This window comes from Flavobacterium sp. NLM, assembly GCF_002210235.1.
Taxonomy (GTDB): domain Bacteria; phylum Bacteroidota; class Bacteroidia; order Flavobacteriales; family Flavobacteriaceae; genus Flavobacterium; species Flavobacterium panici.
The window spans coordinates 57,554-73,045 of the sequence record NZ_LIAC01000001.1 but is presented as its reverse complement, the minus strand read 5'-3'; the positions used below and the strand labels follow the sequence as shown (position 1 = coordinate 73,045).

Here is a 15,492-nt window from a genome sequence, read left to right as displayed (position 1 = left end):
TCAATTATTGAGTTGAAGTTATTTTGCAGTAAAAAAGGCTAAAAGATCTTTTTGAACCTGCGCGGTATTTTCCTGAACCAGCCAGTGTCCTGAACCTGCAATTTTAGATTCGGTTACGTTTTCTGCCACCAGTTTAGAATGGTCTTTTAAAAATGCTGCTGCAAAATATTCACCGCCCATTGCCAGTAAAGGCATTTTTAGTTTTGTTTTGGCAAAAACCAAATTGTCTTTTCCGTCCTGAGGGAAATTTCCAAACCATTTAAAACTTGATTTTGCACCATCTTTTACAGCATAAGCCCTAACAAATTCTGCAGTTTCTTCTGGAGTGAAAGGATCTTTTACGTGTCCAACCATTGGCCAGAAATTAGTCAAAAACTCTTTTTCTTTTCCTTTAACAATATCTCCCGAAGCCGGCCATGCAAAGAATCCAAACCACCATGCAGAAGCAGAAACCTGTGACCAAACTGGTTCAATTCCCGGAAGCAAAGCATCCATTAAGGCCAGTTTTTTAACTTCAGAACCGTATTGCGCCGCATAAGCATACGCTACCATAAGTCCAATATCGTGACCTGCCAGATTTATATTATTATACCCTAGTTTTTTTACTAACTCATGAATGTCGGTCGCCATTGTTTTTTTGTCGTAACCGCCTTCTGGTTTATCAGACTCGCCTACTCCTCTTAAATCTGGTGCGATTACGGTAAAATGTTTCGAAAGCTCCGGTAATAAACGGTTCCACATATACCAGTTTTGTCCAAAACCGTGAACAAGTACAAGCGGCTCCCCTTTTCCGCCTATAACGTAGTGAATGTTGACACCATTTACTAAAGCAGTTTGGTGTTTAAAATTAGCCGGTGGATTGGCGGGTTTTACCGCAGCGGTATCTTCTGCTATTGTAGTTTCTTCGGCTGCTTTTGCCGGTTCTTCTTTTTTATTACAAGAGGTTAGAGAAAATAAACTGATGATTAAAAGGCCTGTAAACATTTTTAAAGACCCAAAATTTTGGTTAAAAATTGGTTTCATAATTTTTTTAAAATTAATTGTTGGTAATTTTTTTAGATTTTCGATTATCGAATACCAACCGGGAAACCAAAATGATGCCTTTATACGAAAAGCTTTATTCTAAAGACTTTACAAATATTACTAAATGCAATTAATAACCATATATCGCTATCAGAGGTAAAAGTGGCGATATAACAATAATTTAGATTTTAGATTTTAGATTTTTGAATTTAGATTTAGCTTTAGCTTTGCTTAAAATAATTTTAAACTTAAGAAGCATAAAAAAACCGCTTTTCAGCGGTTTTAATTTTAATCTTATAAAGATTTGTCTGCTTTTATAAAAGTGATTTATTTTTTAGGAGCATTTGCATCACTTGGCTGTGGATCACTTGGTTCGTTTCCTTCGTTAGCTCGTGTTGTGCCTTTTGTTCCTGTATTTAATGATGTACTGTCCCCTGCTTTTATAGCATCAGAATCTGTTCTCATGGCAGTTCCTGAAGAAGAACTGGTTTTACAAGAAACTGATAGTGCTATTAAAGCAATACATACCAGTAGTTTGGAGTTTAATATCGTTTTCATAATTAATTTTTTTTAAGTTTATAATAAAGCTTATCAAATTTAATTATTAGGTATTTTATTATGTTTCAATATTTTAACTATTTGTTACACAATTAAATATGGGCAATTTAAATAATTCTTATTCTATTGGTAAAGTCAAAATGATATTTCTTTCGTCTAAAAGCGGTACAATCTGCCCTAAAACTAAATCCTGAAAATGTGCTGTGTTTCGGTGTTCTGTTACGGCATCTTCGTTTGTATATCCTTCAAACAATACGATTGTATTTAAATCCGTAATGCTTTGGTGAATGTTGTAAAAAAGATTACCGCTTTCCTGAATACTTTTTTCCTGAACAGTTTGTAGTAACTGCAAAACGTTTTCAATTTGACCTTCCTTAACTTTCCATGTTGCGAAAACATGAATTGGATTTTGATTTTTCATTTTTGTTTTCTTTTAATGAGATAATTGATTTTAAAATCATATTGACCTCTGCCGGATTTTGGAAGAGGTCAATAGAATCAGCATATTATTTTTTAGGAGCTTCTAAAATAGCAATCATTTTTTCTGCTACTCCTTTTGCAGATGCAGGATTTTGACCTGTAACCAAATTTCCATCAGCAATGCTGTGGGCTGACCAAACGGCTGCTGCGTGAAATTTTGCTCCTTGTTTTGTCAAGGCAGATTCTAATAAAAATGGCACATCGGCAATGGCGTACCCTTTTTCTTCTTCATCTGTAAATGAGGTAATGTTTTTACCGTTTACCAAATATGATCCGTCGCTTAATTTTACGTTTAGTAAAGATACGGGACCGTGACACACAGCGCCAACAACTCCATTGCGTTCGTAAGTTTCTTTGATTACTTTTTTAAGAAGCGCATTTTCAGGCATATCAACCATTGGAGCTAATCCGCCGGGAACAAAAATGGCATCGTAAGTACTTACATCAACATTTGATAATTTTACTGCTTTTTGCATGGTTTCCCATCCTTTTCCGGTTAAAAAAGCAAGATTGTCTGGATCTCCTGCTAAATTAAGGGCATCTAAATACGGAGTGTCTCCGGTTAAACTTGCAAAATCAATTTGGTAATCTGCTCGGTCAAATTCAGCATATGGATGTGCTACTTCAGGAAGAAAACTTCCTGTTCTTCTGTTGTTTGGACCAATTGCATTTGCATTTGATACAATAATTAAAATTCTCTTTTTCATTTTCGTTTCTTTTTTGTGGTTTGTTTTTTCTTCCGATACTTTGTTTTCTTTTTTAGTTTGTGCACTAGCTGCAAAAAAGGAAAGTGCCATTGTCAAAATCATAATTTTTTTCATCTGTATTATTTTTTAATTGGTTATGAATTATTTACAAGACAAATTTATATCGGCATGCCTCCTGAATGCGAGGAGGCAAGTCACAAAAAAAGTGTGACGAAAATCACACTTTGATAGGTTTTAATGATGCTATTTATTGCCGGAGTAAAGCCTGCTAAGGGTTTCACGGCTTACACCCAGATATTCTGCAATATATTTTTTGGGAATCTTCTGCATTAAGTTTGGATAAAGATTGGCAAATTCTTTATATCGCTGCTCCGGTTTGTTAGAAAGTAAGGAGATTATTCGCTGCTGAAGCGCAATATATCCCTTGGTTAATTTAACCCTGAAAAAGTGTTCCATTTTGTGCAATGCAATCGAAAGTTTTTCTCTTCCTTCGAGCGTTAAACACAAAACTTCTCCCGCTTCCATACATACAACATACATGTTTGCGGGCTTTTGGTTGAAATAGGAAATATAATCAGACATCCACCAGTTTTCGGTTGCAAACTGTACGATATGTTCTTTCCCGTCATCATCAAGATAAAAAACCCTGAAAATTCCGCTTACAATAATGTATTCGTACTTTGCTTCGTCGCCCTGACTAATCAAATATTGATTTTTTAAAACCTTTCGTATGGTAAAAAATGGTTTTATCGATTCAAATTCTTCATCAGTAACCGGGATAATTTCTTCAATATGCTTTCGTAGTTTTTCCATAATTCAGTTTTGCAAATCAAAGATAAAAGATTTATTGCTTTTCGTTATTACTGCTTTACAACCTTCAATGATAATTAAGTAATTGTTTGCTAAAATCGTATAATAAAATAGGCTGACTATGTGAGTACTTTTGAAATAGCGTGAAACTTAAATCAAGGTTTCGCTGTTGACTTAATTTTAAAAACATTCTATATGACAGCAGATAATAATAGATATTACGATCAGGATGATAGTAATATCACAAACGACAATCAGAGTTATGTTGATCAATATCAGCAAGAACACATTGGAGATCAAAATAATTTTGAACACGCTTATTCTTTAAATGAAGATCAGAATTATCTGGATAATGAATTTTCGAATGCACTAGAAAGAGATGACGATGAAGATTTAGAACAAGATATTGACGAAAGTGAATTAGAAGAAGATGATTTTGATGAAGAAGATGATCTTGATGAAAATGATCTTGACGATGATTTAGTAGAAGATTATGATGAAAATGACCGCGAGCCGGAAACTTTTGCCGACGATGGGTATAAAATTGATTAATCTGAACCTTATAAAATTTTAAAGTGCTTTATTCAAAAGATAAAGCACTTTTTTTTTACCTGCAACAAACACAAAAACAGGTATTTATACCTAGAAAAAGAAAAAATAATTGCTTAAATTTGAGAGAACAATTACGTATAAGCAGGTTTAACTAAATATCGGCACAATATGAAAACAAACCCAAATCAATCTGTAAAACACTTAAATAGTAATGATTTCGCTTATTCTGCAAAAATTTCAACTCCAAACGGAGAAAAAGATATCCAATCTTTTCAAATTGGAGATTCAATTTTAGCTTTTTCGGCAAAATTAGAATCGGGTACCGTTAAACTAACTGCTTCTCAGGCAAAAGTTTCGTTTAGCAATGGTATCGAATGCAGCAAACAAACCCGCATGATTTATCTGGATTTAATGGACTTTCAAGGTTCATCTAAAAATATTACCTGCAGCGCAGATCAGCTTTTTTTATTGAGTAACGGTAAATATGCTCCTGCTTCGCAATTGCAGCCGGGACAAGAACTTGTCGATAAAGAGGGAAATCCCATTAATATAAAATCAGTTAAAGCAGGTTCATTTCGCGGCGGCATTCATAGTATTTCAACAAATGCGGCGGTTGGTGATATTCCTAATGGTCATTTATTTGTGGCAAATGATATTATAATGGGAGATTTTTCACTTCAATTGTATTTTGATTATCTTCCTGACGATTTGAAACAATAAAATATGCCTTGGAATATTCTTGAAAATTTATGGAACCGCACTATAAATACATCCACTGTTATAACGGATAAACAATGGGACCTGGAAATTAAAACCTTGTTCCAGTTAGGAATCAGCATGGAAGATACGGTTCAGTTTTTATATTTTGAAAAACCTGATTTTGAAACTTTTAAAACCTGGATTAACAATCAAAAGAAAAACGGAAACACTGTCGCAGCTACTGTAAACAATGTGCTTTCAGAACAAGATCTTGAGTTTTGGGATAAAAATGGTTATGTAATTGTAAAAAATGCTGTTTCGAAAAAAGACTGCGAAGATACCGTTAACGCCATTTGGGATTATTTAGAAATGGATCCTGATAAAAGCGAAAGCTGGTACAAAAGACATAAAGATCAAAAAGGTTTAATGCTTAATTTTTCTGATCATGAAACCTTAAATAAAAACCGTTTTTCGCCAAGAATAAAAAAGGCTTACGAACAGCTTTATAATTCCACCAAAATTTACAAAACCATTGACAAAGTCAGTTTTAATCCGCCTGAAACTAACGAGTTTACTTTTTTAGGAAGTCCGCTGCATTGGGATATTAGTTTAAAACAGCCCATTACTTTTGGTTTTCAGGGATTGCTCTATCTTACAGATTGTGGAATTGATGACGGTGCTTTTCATTGCGTTCCGGGATTTCATAATAAAATAAATGACTGGCTCAATGATCTTGAACCAAATGAAAATCCAAGAAACAAAGCCATCGAAATCTTACAACCAGAACCGATTACTGGCAATGCAGGCGATTTTATAATCTGGAACAATACTTTACCGCATTGTGCATCACCAAACAAAGGTTTAAGTCCAAGAATGGTACAATACCTTACCTATCTGCCAGATGATTATGATGCATCCGGAGAATGGATTTGATTTTTTATATAAGCGAATCTTCCGGATTGCACGGAAAATAAATTTTTATATCTGTCCCTACTCCTAATTTTCCCGTTGCATAAATATTGCCGCCAACTGTCTGCATAATTTTTTTGCATAAAGCCAAACCTACGCCAGATCCGCCGTATTCATCCTGATTATGCAGTCTTGTAAAGACTTTAAAAATTGTTTCGGCATACTGCTGTTCAAAACCAATTCCGTTATCAGAAAAATTAACCCAATGGCAGTAAATTTTATTAGAATGCCCCACCAATTCCGCCTCTTTTGAAGCCGTGATTTTAATTACAGGCGTTCTTTCCTGCGAAGCGTATTTTAATGAATTTTGAATAATATTAGAAAATAACTGACGCATTAAAAACCCAATGGCGTGAACTTCGGGAAGGTTTTCACTTTCTATAACTGCATTCTTCTCAGCGATATTTTCTTTCATTTCTGCTAAAGTTATCTCCAAAATCTGATTCAGATCAACTTCTTGCAACGCATCTCTGGTATATTTTATTCGCGTAAACTTTAGGATATCTTCTAGTAAAACCCGCATTCTTGCCGCAGATTTTGATACTCTTACTAACGAACTGGAAATGGATTCTAAAGGAATAACATCTAATTCTGTCAGCATTTTTGAAGTAATTAACTGAATTTTGCGCAGCGGTTCCTGCAAATCGTGTGTACTAATCCAGTTGATATTTTCAAGTTCAGCATTGGTTTCGCGCAAAATTTCGCTTTGTGTACGGTATTTTTCTTCCTCTTCACTAAGCATTATCATCATCAAGTGGTTGTGAAGCGTATGTGCATACTGGGTTGCGGCATTAATTTCGTACTGCTTCCAGATGTTGCTTTGGTTTTTAATAATTTGTTTCCAGATATTAAATGAATTTCTGGGATGCAGGCCGTTGCTGTCTTTTACAATAGCTTTTTCGGGATCGCCGCCCCAGTTAATTTCTGAAATTGTTTCGGGCCTGTACCAGATTATATGGTTGGCACTGTCGAGAGAATGATAAATAATACCAGCAAAATCAGAGCATTCTTCCATTTCCGGAAAATGGTCCCTTAGCTTATTTGTGCTAAATGTTTTGTCTGTTGTTTTCTTACTAATCGATTCAATTAGGCTTATAATCTGTTCATTTGACGGCGTTAAACCGTTTTTGTAAATTTTATCTTTTACCAAAACAGAAACTCCAGACGCATTACAAATATTCAATAATTGCGGTGACTTGATAATCGTTTCTAATGAATCCTCTGTAAGCGGAAGTTCTAAACCGGATAATAATTCGAGTGCCAAAGATGTTTTTCTGGCATTTACATTTTCATCATTTGATTGTCGTATATCGATTTGAGAAGTAATAAACTGCCCCTGAAGTTTTGCTGCGAGCCTGATTTCCGGCGAAATATTCTTTTTAGAATAATGATGGCAGGCTATTAAGCCCCAAAGTTTGTCCTGATGAATAAGTGAAATCGTTAGTGTCGCGCCAACGCCCATATTTTTTAAATATTGAACATGAATTGGAGACGTGCTTCTAAGTATCGAAAGGCTTAAATCCAGATTCTTATCTTCTCTGCTATCATCAATCGTAAAAATAGGAACGGGTTTATAATCAATATCAACAATTAACCTGAGCTGGTTTTTTATATATAATTCTCTCGCCTGAGGCGGAATATCGGTATGCGGATAATGCAAACCTAAAAAAGGTTCAAGGTCTTCCCTGCAGTTTTCAGCAATTACTTCACCATTATACTGTTCATCAAAACGATAAATCATAACACGGTCATAACCGGTAATTTCGCGCGTTCCCTTCGCAACAAGTGCACACAGGTCTTTAAGAGAACTTGTATTGTTCATTTGGGTTACAAACTGAATAGTCTGCGTATAAACATCAGCCAGTTTTTCTCTATCGGGAAATTTTGGCTCTGCCTCCAGAACATAAATATCAAAACTCTTGTGAATACTTAGCTGAAATTGCTTTTCGAGCAAATTAATTTCAAGTGGAAATACATTCTGAATTTTATCTTCATTTAAATATTCTAAAATCTGCTCCTGCGATTTTGAACCAAAAACTGCTGTTAGATCCTTTCCTAATACTTCGGTATGCTGTATATCAATAAATTCAGCAATATTAGCGGTACAAAAATCTATTTTCCAATCAGCATTCAGGCCAATTAAAAAACCATGTGGCTGTATACTTCCCGGAATATGGATTGGTTCGTGCTCACAGTTGGTTAGTGTAACAATATTGCGATTAACTATATCTTTAATCTTCATTTTCTTTATGCCTTCTCAAAGTGATTGTAAATACTATCAAAAGCATATATAGCTCCTTTTATGATATCGTCTGCGCAATTATAATCTTGTTCATATTCAGCAAGTATATTTAGAAAATTTTTCCAGTAACTGCCTGTTTTGTCTCCGTAACCTTTAAAATACGATATACCCAGATCGTTAGAAAGCTGCGGGTTAAGTACAATGTTTTTTAGTATAAATCTTCCGCCTAAACTTGAACCTTCAATAACATACAAAACGCCCAGTGCAAAAGGGACTGTCATTTCTGTACGATGAAAAACCTTTGCCGATCCTGTTTTTTGGTGATGAAGGAAAAGAAAATCTTCTTCAATAAGATGTGTTTTTTTTCTTTGTTCTAAATCTTCAACAATACCAGAAAGTAAGGGATATATTGTGTCTTCCGTGTTTTTATGAACGTCATGCATTAAACTCAAATAGTGAATATAATCTTCGATTTTCATCTCTGGAGACAAAATAGAAGCTGACACCGGAAGGCTTTCTAATTTTTTATGAGAAGTAGCGGTTTGTGTTTTTATATCCGTCAGAAATTCTGAAGAAAGCAAAGAAGCGGGGTTTGTGTTCATTGTAGGTAATGTTATGCTGTTAGGAGAATCTTTTTTTTCTCACTAAAAACAAATTTATAAAAAAACATTGCCAATTTTTTAAAAAATCTATTACAATTTCTTTTTAATTGCGTTATTTCTTTTTCAAATATTAAAATTTAAAAATTTCTTTAAGTTCTATTATTTTCTTTCCCGCTGGAAGTATTTTTGGGGCCTTCACTAATTTCTGTGCCAAAAGCTGTGTTTCAAGCGGTTTAAACTTAGTAAGAATGCCAATTGAATTGAGAAAATTGAAAAGTTTAACCGAAATTTTTTCGCCCAGTCGGTCAGTATCTTCACGTACCAAAGGTCCCGGTCTAAAAATAACATACTGCTCAAAATTAAGTTCGGCGATATAATCTTCCAGCTTTCCTTTCATTTTAGAATAAAAAACACTGCTTGTGGCAGAAGCTCCGTAAGAAGAAACAAGTACAAAAGATTTTACTTCATTTTGTTTCGCCGCAACGGCAAATGCAGCCGGAATATCAAAATCTATCTTCCATTGTTTTTCTTTTGAACCCGCAGCTTTTAAAGTTGTTCCCAGGCAGGAAAACAAAACACCACCGTTTATCTGATCTTTAAAAGATTCAATATCATCAAAATTGACAATATGTTCTGTCAATTTAGGATGTTCTTTGCCCGAAGGTTTTCTAACAAAAGTTACGACAGACGAATAATCATTATCCTTGAGCAGTTCTTCTACCAAAAATTTCCCGGTTGAGCCTGTAGCCCCAATTACCAATGCTTTCATAAATTCAGGTTTTATTGACTGGTTGTACAGCGTTAAAGATACTTAAAAACAATGAATTGAAAATGACATTTTAAACAAAGTAAAATGGCGTTTTAAACAAAATCGAAAGTTTTGCTTCTCTATAATTTTGCTTCATAACAATTAAACATTTATAAAATGAAAGCAAATAATTATCAGGGAGCATTACAAAACCCTTTACAATCAGGATTTAATGCAAAATCGACTGCGGCAGATGTAATTAAAGGAATTGACCTGACAGGAAAAATTGCCATTGTAACAGGCGGACACACGGGCATTGGTTTAGAAACTACCAAAACACTTGTAAATGCCGGAGCAATTGTAATTGTGGCGGCGAGAGATATTGCAAAAGCACAGAAAAATCTTGACGGAATTCCTAATGTAGAATTAGAAGCTTTAGATTTCATGAATCCGGATGCTATCGATTCGTTTGCGGCAAAGTTCCTTTCTTCAGGAAGACCGCTTCATCTTCTTATTAATAACGCAGGAATTATGTGGGTTCCGTTACGCAGAGATGATCGTGGTTACGAATCGCAATTGGTAACCAATTATTTAGGACAGTTTCAGCTTACGGCAAAATTATGGCCGGCACTTAAAAAGGCAACTGGCGCGAGAGTCATAAATGTATCTTCATTCGGGCATCAAATGGCGCCGTTTAATTTTGACGATCCTAATTTTCTTCACCGTGAATATCATACTTTGCAAGGTTACGGACAATCTAAAACGGCGTGTAATTTATTTGCTTTAGAACTGGACAACCGTGCAAAAGACTTTAATGTAAGAGCGTATTCCCTGCATCCGGGAAGTGTTTTGGGAACTGATTTAGGCAGAGACGAACCTATTGAATTGTTTAAACAACTAGGAACGCATGATCAGGACGGAAATTTAAAACCAGAAGTTGCTGCTTTATTAAAAAACGTGCATCAAGGCGCTGCAACTACGGTTTGGTGCGCTGTGAGTCCTTTATTGAACAACATTGGCGGTGTTTATTGTGAAGATGCTGATGTTGCCCGATTAGATCTTGGAGATGTCGAACACAAATTTGATGATCCTTCAACTATATTTGGCGTTCAGCCTTATGCTGTAGATCAGGATAATGCAAAAAGGCTTTGGGATTTAAGCGAACGTTTGTTAGGAATGTCATTTGACGTTATTTAATCCGGATTTAGAAAATAATATACCGTCAGGATTTTTATCTTTGATAATCGAAGAAAAAACCTGGCGGTTAAAACTGTTGTAAAATGGAACATATATCAAAATATTTAACTCCTGAAATCAAACTTTCTTGTTATGAAGATAAGTTCTTCAAATCTGATTTGGTTTTTGATGATCATATGCTGATTTGGTTTATTTCCGGAGAAACCAAAATCATACAAACCGATGCCGTTTTCACTTTTAAAGCCGGAGATATTTTCCTTATTCCCAGAAATTTACTGGCGACTATTATCAATTATCCCAAAAATGGCCAGCCGCACAAAACGGTTGTCATGCATCTTTCGGTTAAACGCTTAAAAGAGTTTTATAAAAACATTGATTTAAGTGCCAAAACAGGTTCTGAACAAAAAATCATTTCTTACAGCAATCATCCGTTATTAGAAAGCTGTCTGGCTTCCTTAATGCCTTATTTTGATATTGAAGGCGATTTTCCAGAAGATATTGCTTCTTTAAAAATAACCGAAGCGATCACTATTTTAAGGACAATCGACAAAAGAATTGATGCTGTTTTAGCAAGCTTTGACGAACCTGGAAAAATTGATTTGATCGATTTTATGCAGCGTAATTTTATGTTTAATATGCCAATGGAAAAATTGAGTTATTTAACAGGCCGCAGTTTATCTACTTTTAATCGGGATTTTAAAAAGTACTTTAATACAACGCCTCAAAAATGGCTTACCAAAAAAAGGCTTGAATTAGCGCATTATCATTTGGCAGAGAATAAAAAAAAGCCAACCGAAATATATTACGAAGTTGGTTTTGAAAATCTTTCCCATTTCTCTTTTGCGTTCAAAAAACAATTTGGTTATTCGCCAACAGCATTAGCCAGTATAGAATAAACTATTTTCTGGGTTTTATTCTAACCGAATCTTTATCAATATTTTGCTTTTTTGAAGAGCTGGTATAAGTAGCGCCATCCTGAGCATCTTCGCCTGGTCCTATTCCCGTTCCGGTTCCGCCTTTTGCAGTACCTTCTTTTCCTAAATCTTTATTGGTCGTTGAACTTGCAGCGCCTGTAATTGGCTTGCCCGTACTTTTATTCGTTCCGGTTTCATTTGTGCCTGTACTGTCTACAGGCTTTTTTGTGCTGTCTGTTACAGTTGTGGTTTCAATTTCATCGCTGTAACCATCCTGATTATTTTTACATGAAAATAAAACTGTAATCAGAATAAAGAGTAAGGCTATATTTGATTTAAAAAATGATTTCATAATTATAATTTTAGTTTGTAAACTTTAAATTTATTTTATGCACGGAAGCTGTAATACATTAGCATTCAAAGGCTGCTCTATTTTTCTTTCGAGTTTTTCACTATTGACCGTTATATAAATTTCCATAGAACCCGTTCCAACTTTCAGCGCAAGAATATGTCCGCCATAAGCATCAAATTTATCATCTGTAGCAACTCCGTGAATGTGCAGGGATGGTTTTCCTTCATTCCATGCAATTGAGCCCGTTAAACTTCCCATTTCGACCTTATTGAATGTTTTAGGATTAAATTTCTTTTGATTAAAATCGTAAAATCCAAAAGTAACTTCCTGCGCAAAACCAATTCCGGTAAAATTTGCCGAAGGAATCTGCTGTTCTTTCGCTAAGTTTTCAATCAAGCTGAGTACATTATCTCCCTCACGCAAAACCATCAAATAACCATAAGTAGTTTTGGTATAACGGCATTTTTCATTGTCATTTTTTTGTTGCGCCTGCACACTTACAGCCATACATAAAAATGCTCCAAGTACTATTTTTCTAAATGTTAAATGCATCTCCTGAATATTAAATAATTACAATTTTAAAATTACCCAGATATGTAAACAAATCTTTACACTATTTCGATACGATTATTACAAAACTTCTACATCTGGCTATTTAATTACTTTTTTGGGCAATAAATGGCTTAATCGATTGTTATAAATAGATATTTAGAGGTCAAAATTGCTTCTATACATTTCAAAATAAATTTAAGTATGAAAAGAATATTGTTTTTAATTATAATCGTTACTTCACTTCAAGCTTATTCTCAGGGAGAAGTTAAAGGGAAATATCAGCCTATTCAATCTAAAACTCCGGAAACTAAAGAAGTTATTCCGCCAACGGAAACACCGCCGCCGGATGAACCTACTCTTGCAAAAGACCCGATTGTTTTAAAAATAAATCCGGAGGAACTTTTTAAGGACAACACGCTTTATAAAAGAGAGGCAAACGTTGAAGGTATTTTTTACAGAAGAAATGAATATTTAGGAGGATTTGTAACCAAATCAACAACCTCAACCATTCGTTATCGTGATGCTGCTTTTGTTGACGGTGATAAAATTAGAGTATATCTTAATGATAAAGTGATCGAACCGGAAGTTAGTCTGGTAGGAGAATTTAAAGGATTTAAAATAAACCTGGTAAAAGGAATGAATAAAATTGATTTTGAAGCTTTAAACGAAGGTTCAGCATCACCAAACACAGCCGAATTTCAGGTTTATGACGACAACGGAAAAGTGATTGAAGCCAGCCAATGGAATGTTGGAACAGGCTACAAAGCTGTAATTATTTTATATAAAGACTAAATTTGACTATTAATTCAAAAAAGCCTGTAGAGAAATCTACAGGCTTTTTACTTTTTACTATTCACTGATCACTAATTCCCTGACCACTATTTAACTGATGACTAATTAACTGATCACTGACCACTAATTGCCCCCCTTTCTTCCATACATCAAAATCCTTTTAAAAGCATAAATAGCAGGAAGTTTAGGAAAATTTACTGCAATTCTCTCTTTATACGTTTTAATAAAAAGTTCTTTTTGTTCGCCTTCAAGCCTTTCGATATAAGGAATTAATGCCGAACCCGAAATAAAATTATAAAGCGTTTCGTGATCATCAGCAATAATGGGATACACTTTCTGAAGGATTTCAATATCCTTAAGACCTCCGTCAAAAAGTATTTGTGCATATTCGTCAAGACCTAAAACCGGAGAATCTCTTTTATAACCTTTTAAATAAGATTTAAACGGTTCTTCATCAACAAGTTCAGAAAGGATTTTATTGAGTTTATTTTTTGGCTGAACGGGCATTTGTACGGCAAACTGCCCATCTTTATTCAGTAATTTTAATAAATTCGGAAACAAACTTTCATGATCGTATGACCATTGTAAAGCTGCATTGCTAAAAATCAAATCCCATTTTTCACCAGAATTTATGGTTTCTTCTGTAGTTGCTTTTTTAAAATGGAGATTATCAGTTTCTAACGATTTTGACTTTTCCAGCATTTCTGCAGAAGAATCTATACCCAGAAAATGAGCCTCTTTAAATTTATCTGCCAAAATAGAAGTCTGTTCTCCCGTACCGCATCCTAAATCAATAGCTTTCATTCCTTTTTGCGGTTGTATAAATTCTATTAAATCATAAAATGGTTTGTATCGAATATCTTTAAACTTGTTATAAACATCTGGATTCCAAGGCATACTTTGATTTTTTAAATTAAAAATAAGGGAATTGTAAATTCGCTTTTTGCAATAAATACTAAGATACTAAATTTCAATTTTTGTAGATTAAAACCAACTCACAATAATCTCATAAAAAATAATTATATAAATCGCTTTAAAATTATACCGATTGGTATATATTTGTATAACTAAATCATTTCAAGATGAGTAAAGCAGAAAAAACTAAGCAATTTATAATTGAAAAAACAGCTCCAATCTTTAATACAAAGGGTTACAGCGGTACATCTATAAATGATATGACAACAGCAACAGGTCTTACCAAAGGAAGTATTTACGGTAATTTCGAGAATAAAGATGAAGTTGCCATTGCTTCTTTTAAGTTTAATGTGAAAAAGCTTCACGATGTTTTAAGCCGGGAAATCGAAAAACAAAGAACTTTTAAAGAAAAATTGCTAGTTTATCCACGCGTTTATGCCAAATACCCAAGTCTGGATGTAACACTTGGAGGCTGTCCTATTTTGAATACTGCTATTGAATCTGACGATACGCATCCGGTTCTTAAAAAATATGCCGAAAGAACGCTGTTGTATTGGAAAGAGAAACTAATGTACCTCATCAATCAGGGTATAAATGCCGGAGAATTTAAAGCAAAATCAATTAATGTTGAAAACACAGCTTTAACCATAATTGCATTGATTGAAGGAGGCATGATGATAAGCAAATTAACAGGAAGTGACACTGATTTATCTGCTATAATGCTTTCGCTTAACAAAATTATCGACGACTTAGAATAAAGCAATATTCTACCGATTGCTTTTTTTATATACAAAAATATACCGATTGGTATAATTACTAATTTAAAATTTAAATAATGAAAACAAAAACAAGATTAGAAGTGCTGCAAGATCACATTGGCGGGGAATTTGTGCTTTCACCTTCTCCATTTATGCTTTGGATGAAACCTATCGTTGTTGTAGCTGAGCCTGGAACAGTAACTTTTAAATATCACATTAGAGAGGAAATGACAAATCCAATTAAATCTCTTCACGGCGGAGTTACGGCGGCAATTGTAGATGATTGTATTGGTGCGACGTTATTTTCGCTTGACGAGGAACATTTTTACACTACAATAAACCTGACTATTGATTACTTCGCTCCTGCTCATTCCGGAGACAATATTCTGGCTAAAACTTCTATAATAAAAAAAGGGAAACAATTCGTGAATGCGCAATGCGAGATTTGGAATGAAACCGAAACAAGACTAATTGCCAGAGGATATTCTAATCTCTTTAAAACCAATGTAGTCAAAAAAGTTCTTTAATATCGATTCACTTTTATAAGACAAGGGCGTAAAATGGAAATTATATAAAAATTGTAGGAAATTATATAAAAATTTAAGTTATATAGAGTCTAAAT

General features: G+C 34.3%; 19 protein-coding genes. 8 read left to right on the top strand and 11 right to left on the bottom strand.

Translation table 11 applies throughout. From position 1 onward, the window contains the following. Positions 1–18 precede the first annotated feature (18 nt). From APR43_RS00305 to APR43_RS00290, 5 genes are all read right to left on the bottom strand, one after another. Positions 19–1,023 (bottom strand): alpha/beta fold hydrolase, encoded by a 1,005-nt coding sequence (locus APR43_RS00305; protein WP_205720319.1) that lies wholly within the window; start codon positions 1,021–1,023, stop codon positions 19–21. A gap of 327 nt (positions 1,024–1,350) precedes the next feature. Beyond that, the gene (locus APR43_RS24255) at positions 1,351–1,581 is read right to left on the bottom strand and encodes a hypothetical protein (RefSeq protein ID WP_123924577.1); all 231 of its coding nucleotides are present in this window, start codon (positions 1,579–1,581) and stop codon (positions 1,351–1,353) included. Between the two features lie 118 nt (positions 1,582–1,699). Next, on the bottom strand, positions 1,700–2,002 hold the full coding sequence (locus tag APR43_RS00300; protein ID WP_053470357.1) for a putative quinol monooxygenase: 303 nt from the start codon (positions 2,000–2,002) through the stop codon (positions 1,700–1,702). An 85-nt stretch (positions 2,003–2,087) separates the two neighbouring features. Next, entirely contained in the window at positions 2,088–2,882 is a 795-nt protein-coding gene (locus APR43_RS00295) for a type 1 glutamine amidotransferase domain-containing protein (protein WP_205720318.1), read from the bottom strand. 129 nt (positions 2,883–3,011) lie between these two features. Beyond that, entirely contained in the window at positions 3,012–3,581 is a 570-nt protein-coding gene (locus APR43_RS00290; protein WP_053470356.1) for a Crp/Fnr family transcriptional regulator, read from the bottom strand. Between the two features lie 192 nt (positions 3,582–3,773). On the opposite strand from APR43_RS00290, the gene APR43_RS00285 reads away from it, so the two are divergent. From APR43_RS00285 to APR43_RS00275, 3 genes are all read left to right on the top strand, one after another. Further along, positions 3,774–4,130 carry a hypothetical protein gene (locus APR43_RS00285; RefSeq protein ID WP_053470355.1) on the top strand — a complete coding sequence of 119 codons (357 nt, stop codon included), beginning with the start codon at positions 3,774–3,776 and terminating at the stop codon, positions 4,128–4,130. 168 nt (positions 4,131–4,298) lie between these two features. After that, the gene (locus APR43_RS00280; protein WP_053470354.1) at positions 4,299–4,850 is read left to right on the top strand and encodes a hypothetical protein; all 552 of its coding nucleotides are present in this window, start codon (positions 4,299–4,301) and stop codon (positions 4,848–4,850) included. A gap of 3 nt (positions 4,851–4,853) precedes the next feature. Beyond that, complete coding sequence (locus tag APR43_RS00275; RefSeq protein WP_053470353.1) at positions 4,854–5,762, top strand: phytanoyl-CoA dioxygenase family protein; 909 nt, start codon at positions 4,854–4,856, stop codon at positions 5,760–5,762. A gap of 4 nt (positions 5,763–5,766) precedes the next feature. Here the strand turns inward: APR43_RS00275 and APR43_RS00270 are convergent, their stop codons facing one another. The 3 genes from APR43_RS00270 to APR43_RS00260 all read right to left on the bottom strand — a co-directional run bounded on the left by APR43_RS00270 (position 5,767) and on the right by APR43_RS00260 (position 9,411). Next, on the bottom strand, positions 5,767–8,040 hold the full coding sequence (locus tag APR43_RS00270; protein WP_053470352.1) for an ATP-binding protein: 2,274 nt from the start codon (positions 8,038–8,040) through the stop codon (positions 5,767–5,769). Positions 8,041–8,045: 5 nt separating this feature from the next. Continuing rightward, positions 8,046–8,642 carry a biliverdin-producing heme oxygenase gene (locus APR43_RS00265; protein WP_053470351.1) on the bottom strand — a complete coding sequence of 199 codons (597 nt, stop codon included), beginning with the start codon at positions 8,640–8,642 and terminating at the stop codon, positions 8,046–8,048. Between the two features lie 130 nt (positions 8,643–8,772). Next, positions 8,773–9,411 (bottom strand): NAD(P)H-binding protein, encoded by a 639-nt coding sequence (locus APR43_RS00260; protein WP_053470350.1) that lies wholly within the window; start codon positions 9,409–9,411, stop codon positions 8,773–8,775. A 156-nt stretch (positions 9,412–9,567) separates the two neighbouring features. On the opposite strand from APR43_RS00260, the gene APR43_RS00255 reads away from it, so the two are divergent. Together APR43_RS00255 and APR43_RS00250 are read left to right on the top strand one after the other, a co-directional pair. Beyond that, positions 9,568–10,587 (top strand): SDR family NAD(P)-dependent oxidoreductase, encoded by a 1,020-nt coding sequence (locus APR43_RS00255; protein WP_053470349.1) that lies wholly within the window; start codon positions 9,568–9,570, stop codon positions 10,585–10,587. Positions 10,588–10,670: 83 nt separating this feature from the next. Then, positions 10,671–11,483: a helix-turn-helix domain-containing protein gene (locus APR43_RS00250; protein WP_053470348.1), complete on the top strand. Its 813-nt coding sequence runs from the start codon at positions 10,671–10,673 to the stop codon at positions 11,481–11,483. A gap of 1 nt (position 11,484) precedes the next feature. Here the strand turns inward: APR43_RS00250 and APR43_RS00245 are convergent, their stop codons facing one another. Continuing rightward, positions 11,485–11,853 carry a hypothetical protein gene (locus tag APR43_RS00245; protein ID WP_053470347.1) on the bottom strand — a complete coding sequence of 123 codons (369 nt, stop codon included), beginning with the start codon at positions 11,851–11,853 and terminating at the stop codon, positions 11,485–11,487. Positions 11,854–11,883: 30 nt separating this feature from the next. Beyond that, positions 11,884–12,405 carry a PPC domain-containing DNA-binding protein gene (locus tag APR43_RS00240; RefSeq protein WP_082356353.1) on the bottom strand — a complete coding sequence of 174 codons (522 nt, stop codon included), beginning with the start codon at positions 12,403–12,405 and terminating at the stop codon, positions 11,884–11,886. Positions 12,406–12,606: 201 nt separating this feature from the next. On the opposite strand from APR43_RS00240, the gene APR43_RS00235 reads away from it, so the two are divergent. After that, positions 12,607–13,197, top strand: coding sequence for a hypothetical protein (locus APR43_RS00235; RefSeq protein ID WP_053470345.1), 591 nt, complete (start codon positions 12,607–12,609; stop codon positions 13,195–13,197). Positions 13,198–13,320: 123 nt separating this feature from the next. Here APR43_RS00235 and APR43_RS00230 read toward each other — a convergent pair whose 3' ends face one another. Then, the gene (locus APR43_RS00230; protein ID WP_053470344.1) at positions 13,321–14,094 is read right to left on the bottom strand and encodes a methyltransferase domain-containing protein; all 774 of its coding nucleotides are present in this window, start codon (positions 14,092–14,094) and stop codon (positions 13,321–13,323) included. A gap of 185 nt (positions 14,095–14,279) precedes the next feature. Between APR43_RS00230 and APR43_RS00225 the strand changes: the two genes are divergently transcribed. Next, positions 14,280–14,870, top strand: coding sequence for a TetR/AcrR family transcriptional regulator (locus APR43_RS00225; protein WP_053470343.1), 591 nt, complete (start codon positions 14,280–14,282; stop codon positions 14,868–14,870). 77 nt (positions 14,871–14,947) lie between these two features. Further along, the gene (locus tag APR43_RS00220) at positions 14,948–15,397 is read left to right on the top strand and encodes a PaaI family thioesterase (RefSeq protein WP_053470342.1); all 450 of its coding nucleotides are present in this window, start codon (positions 14,948–14,950) and stop codon (positions 15,395–15,397) included. The last annotated feature ends 95 nt before the right edge of the window (positions 15,398–15,492 follow it).

What these genes read in the sequence shown, in the direction of transcription:
- APR43_RS00295 (WP_205720318.1), bottom strand. Translation starts at nt 2,882, where the DNA reads ATGAAAAAAATTATGATTTTGACAATGGCACTTTCCTTTTTTGCAGCT.
- APR43_RS00225 (WP_053470343.1), top strand. Translation starts at nt 14,280, where the DNA reads ATGAGTAAAGCAGAAAAAACTAAGCAATTTATAATTGAAAAAACAGCT.
- APR43_RS00260 (WP_053470350.1), bottom strand. Translation starts at nt 9,411, where the DNA reads ATGAAAGCATTGGTAATTGGGGCTACAGGCTCAACCGGGAAATTTTTG.
- APR43_RS00230 (WP_053470344.1), bottom strand. Translation starts at nt 14,094, where the DNA reads ATGCCTTGGAATCCAGATGTTTATAACAAGTTTAAAGATATTCGATAC.
- APR43_RS00275 (WP_053470353.1), top strand. Translation starts at nt 4,854, where the DNA reads ATGCCTTGGAATATTCTTGAAAATTTATGGAACCGCACTATAAATACA.
- APR43_RS00245 (WP_053470347.1), bottom strand. Translation starts at nt 11,853, where the DNA reads ATGAAATCATTTTTTAAATCAAATATAGCCTTACTCTTTATTCTGATT.
- APR43_RS00265 (WP_053470351.1), bottom strand. Translation starts at nt 8,642, where the DNA reads ATGAACACAAACCCCGCTTCTTTGCTTTCTTCAGAATTTCTGACGGAT.
- APR43_RS00290 (WP_053470356.1), bottom strand. Translation starts at nt 3,581, where the DNA reads ATGGAAAAACTACGAAAGCATATTGAAGAAATTATCCCGGTTACTGAT.
- APR43_RS00280 (WP_053470354.1), top strand. Translation starts at nt 4,299, where the DNA reads ATGAAAACAAACCCAAATCAATCTGTAAAACACTTAAATAGTAATGAT.
- APR43_RS00250 (WP_053470348.1), top strand. Translation starts at nt 10,671, where the DNA reads ATGGAACATATATCAAAATATTTAACTCCTGAAATCAAACTTTCTTGT.
- APR43_RS00255 (WP_053470349.1), top strand. Translation starts at nt 9,568, where the DNA reads ATGAAAGCAAATAATTATCAGGGAGCATTACAAAACCCTTTACAATCA.
- APR43_RS00270 (WP_053470352.1), bottom strand. Translation starts at nt 8,040, where the DNA reads ATGAAGATTAAAGATATAGTTAATCGCAATATTGTTACACTAACCAAC.
- APR43_RS00305 (WP_205720319.1), bottom strand. Translation starts at nt 1,023, where the DNA reads ATGAAACCAATTTTTAACCAAAATTTTGGGTCTTTAAAAATGTTTACA.
- APR43_RS00285 (WP_053470355.1), top strand. Translation starts at nt 3,774, where the DNA reads ATGACAGCAGATAATAATAGATATTACGATCAGGATGATAGTAATATC.
- APR43_RS00235 (WP_053470345.1), top strand. Translation starts at nt 12,607, where the DNA reads ATGAAAAGAATATTGTTTTTAATTATAATCGTTACTTCACTTCAAGCT.
- APR43_RS00220 (WP_053470342.1), top strand. Translation starts at nt 14,948, where the DNA reads ATGAAAACAAAAACAAGATTAGAAGTGCTGCAAGATCACATTGGCGGG.
- APR43_RS00240 (WP_082356353.1), bottom strand. Translation starts at nt 12,405, where the DNA reads ATGCATTTAACATTTAGAAAAATAGTACTTGGAGCATTTTTATGTATG.
- APR43_RS24255 (WP_123924577.1), bottom strand. Translation starts at nt 1,581, where the DNA reads ATGAAAACGATATTAAACTCCAAACTACTGGTATGTATTGCTTTAATA.
- APR43_RS00300 (WP_053470357.1), bottom strand. Translation starts at nt 2,002, where the DNA reads ATGAAAAATCAAAATCCAATTCATGTTTTCGCAACATGGAAAGTTAAG.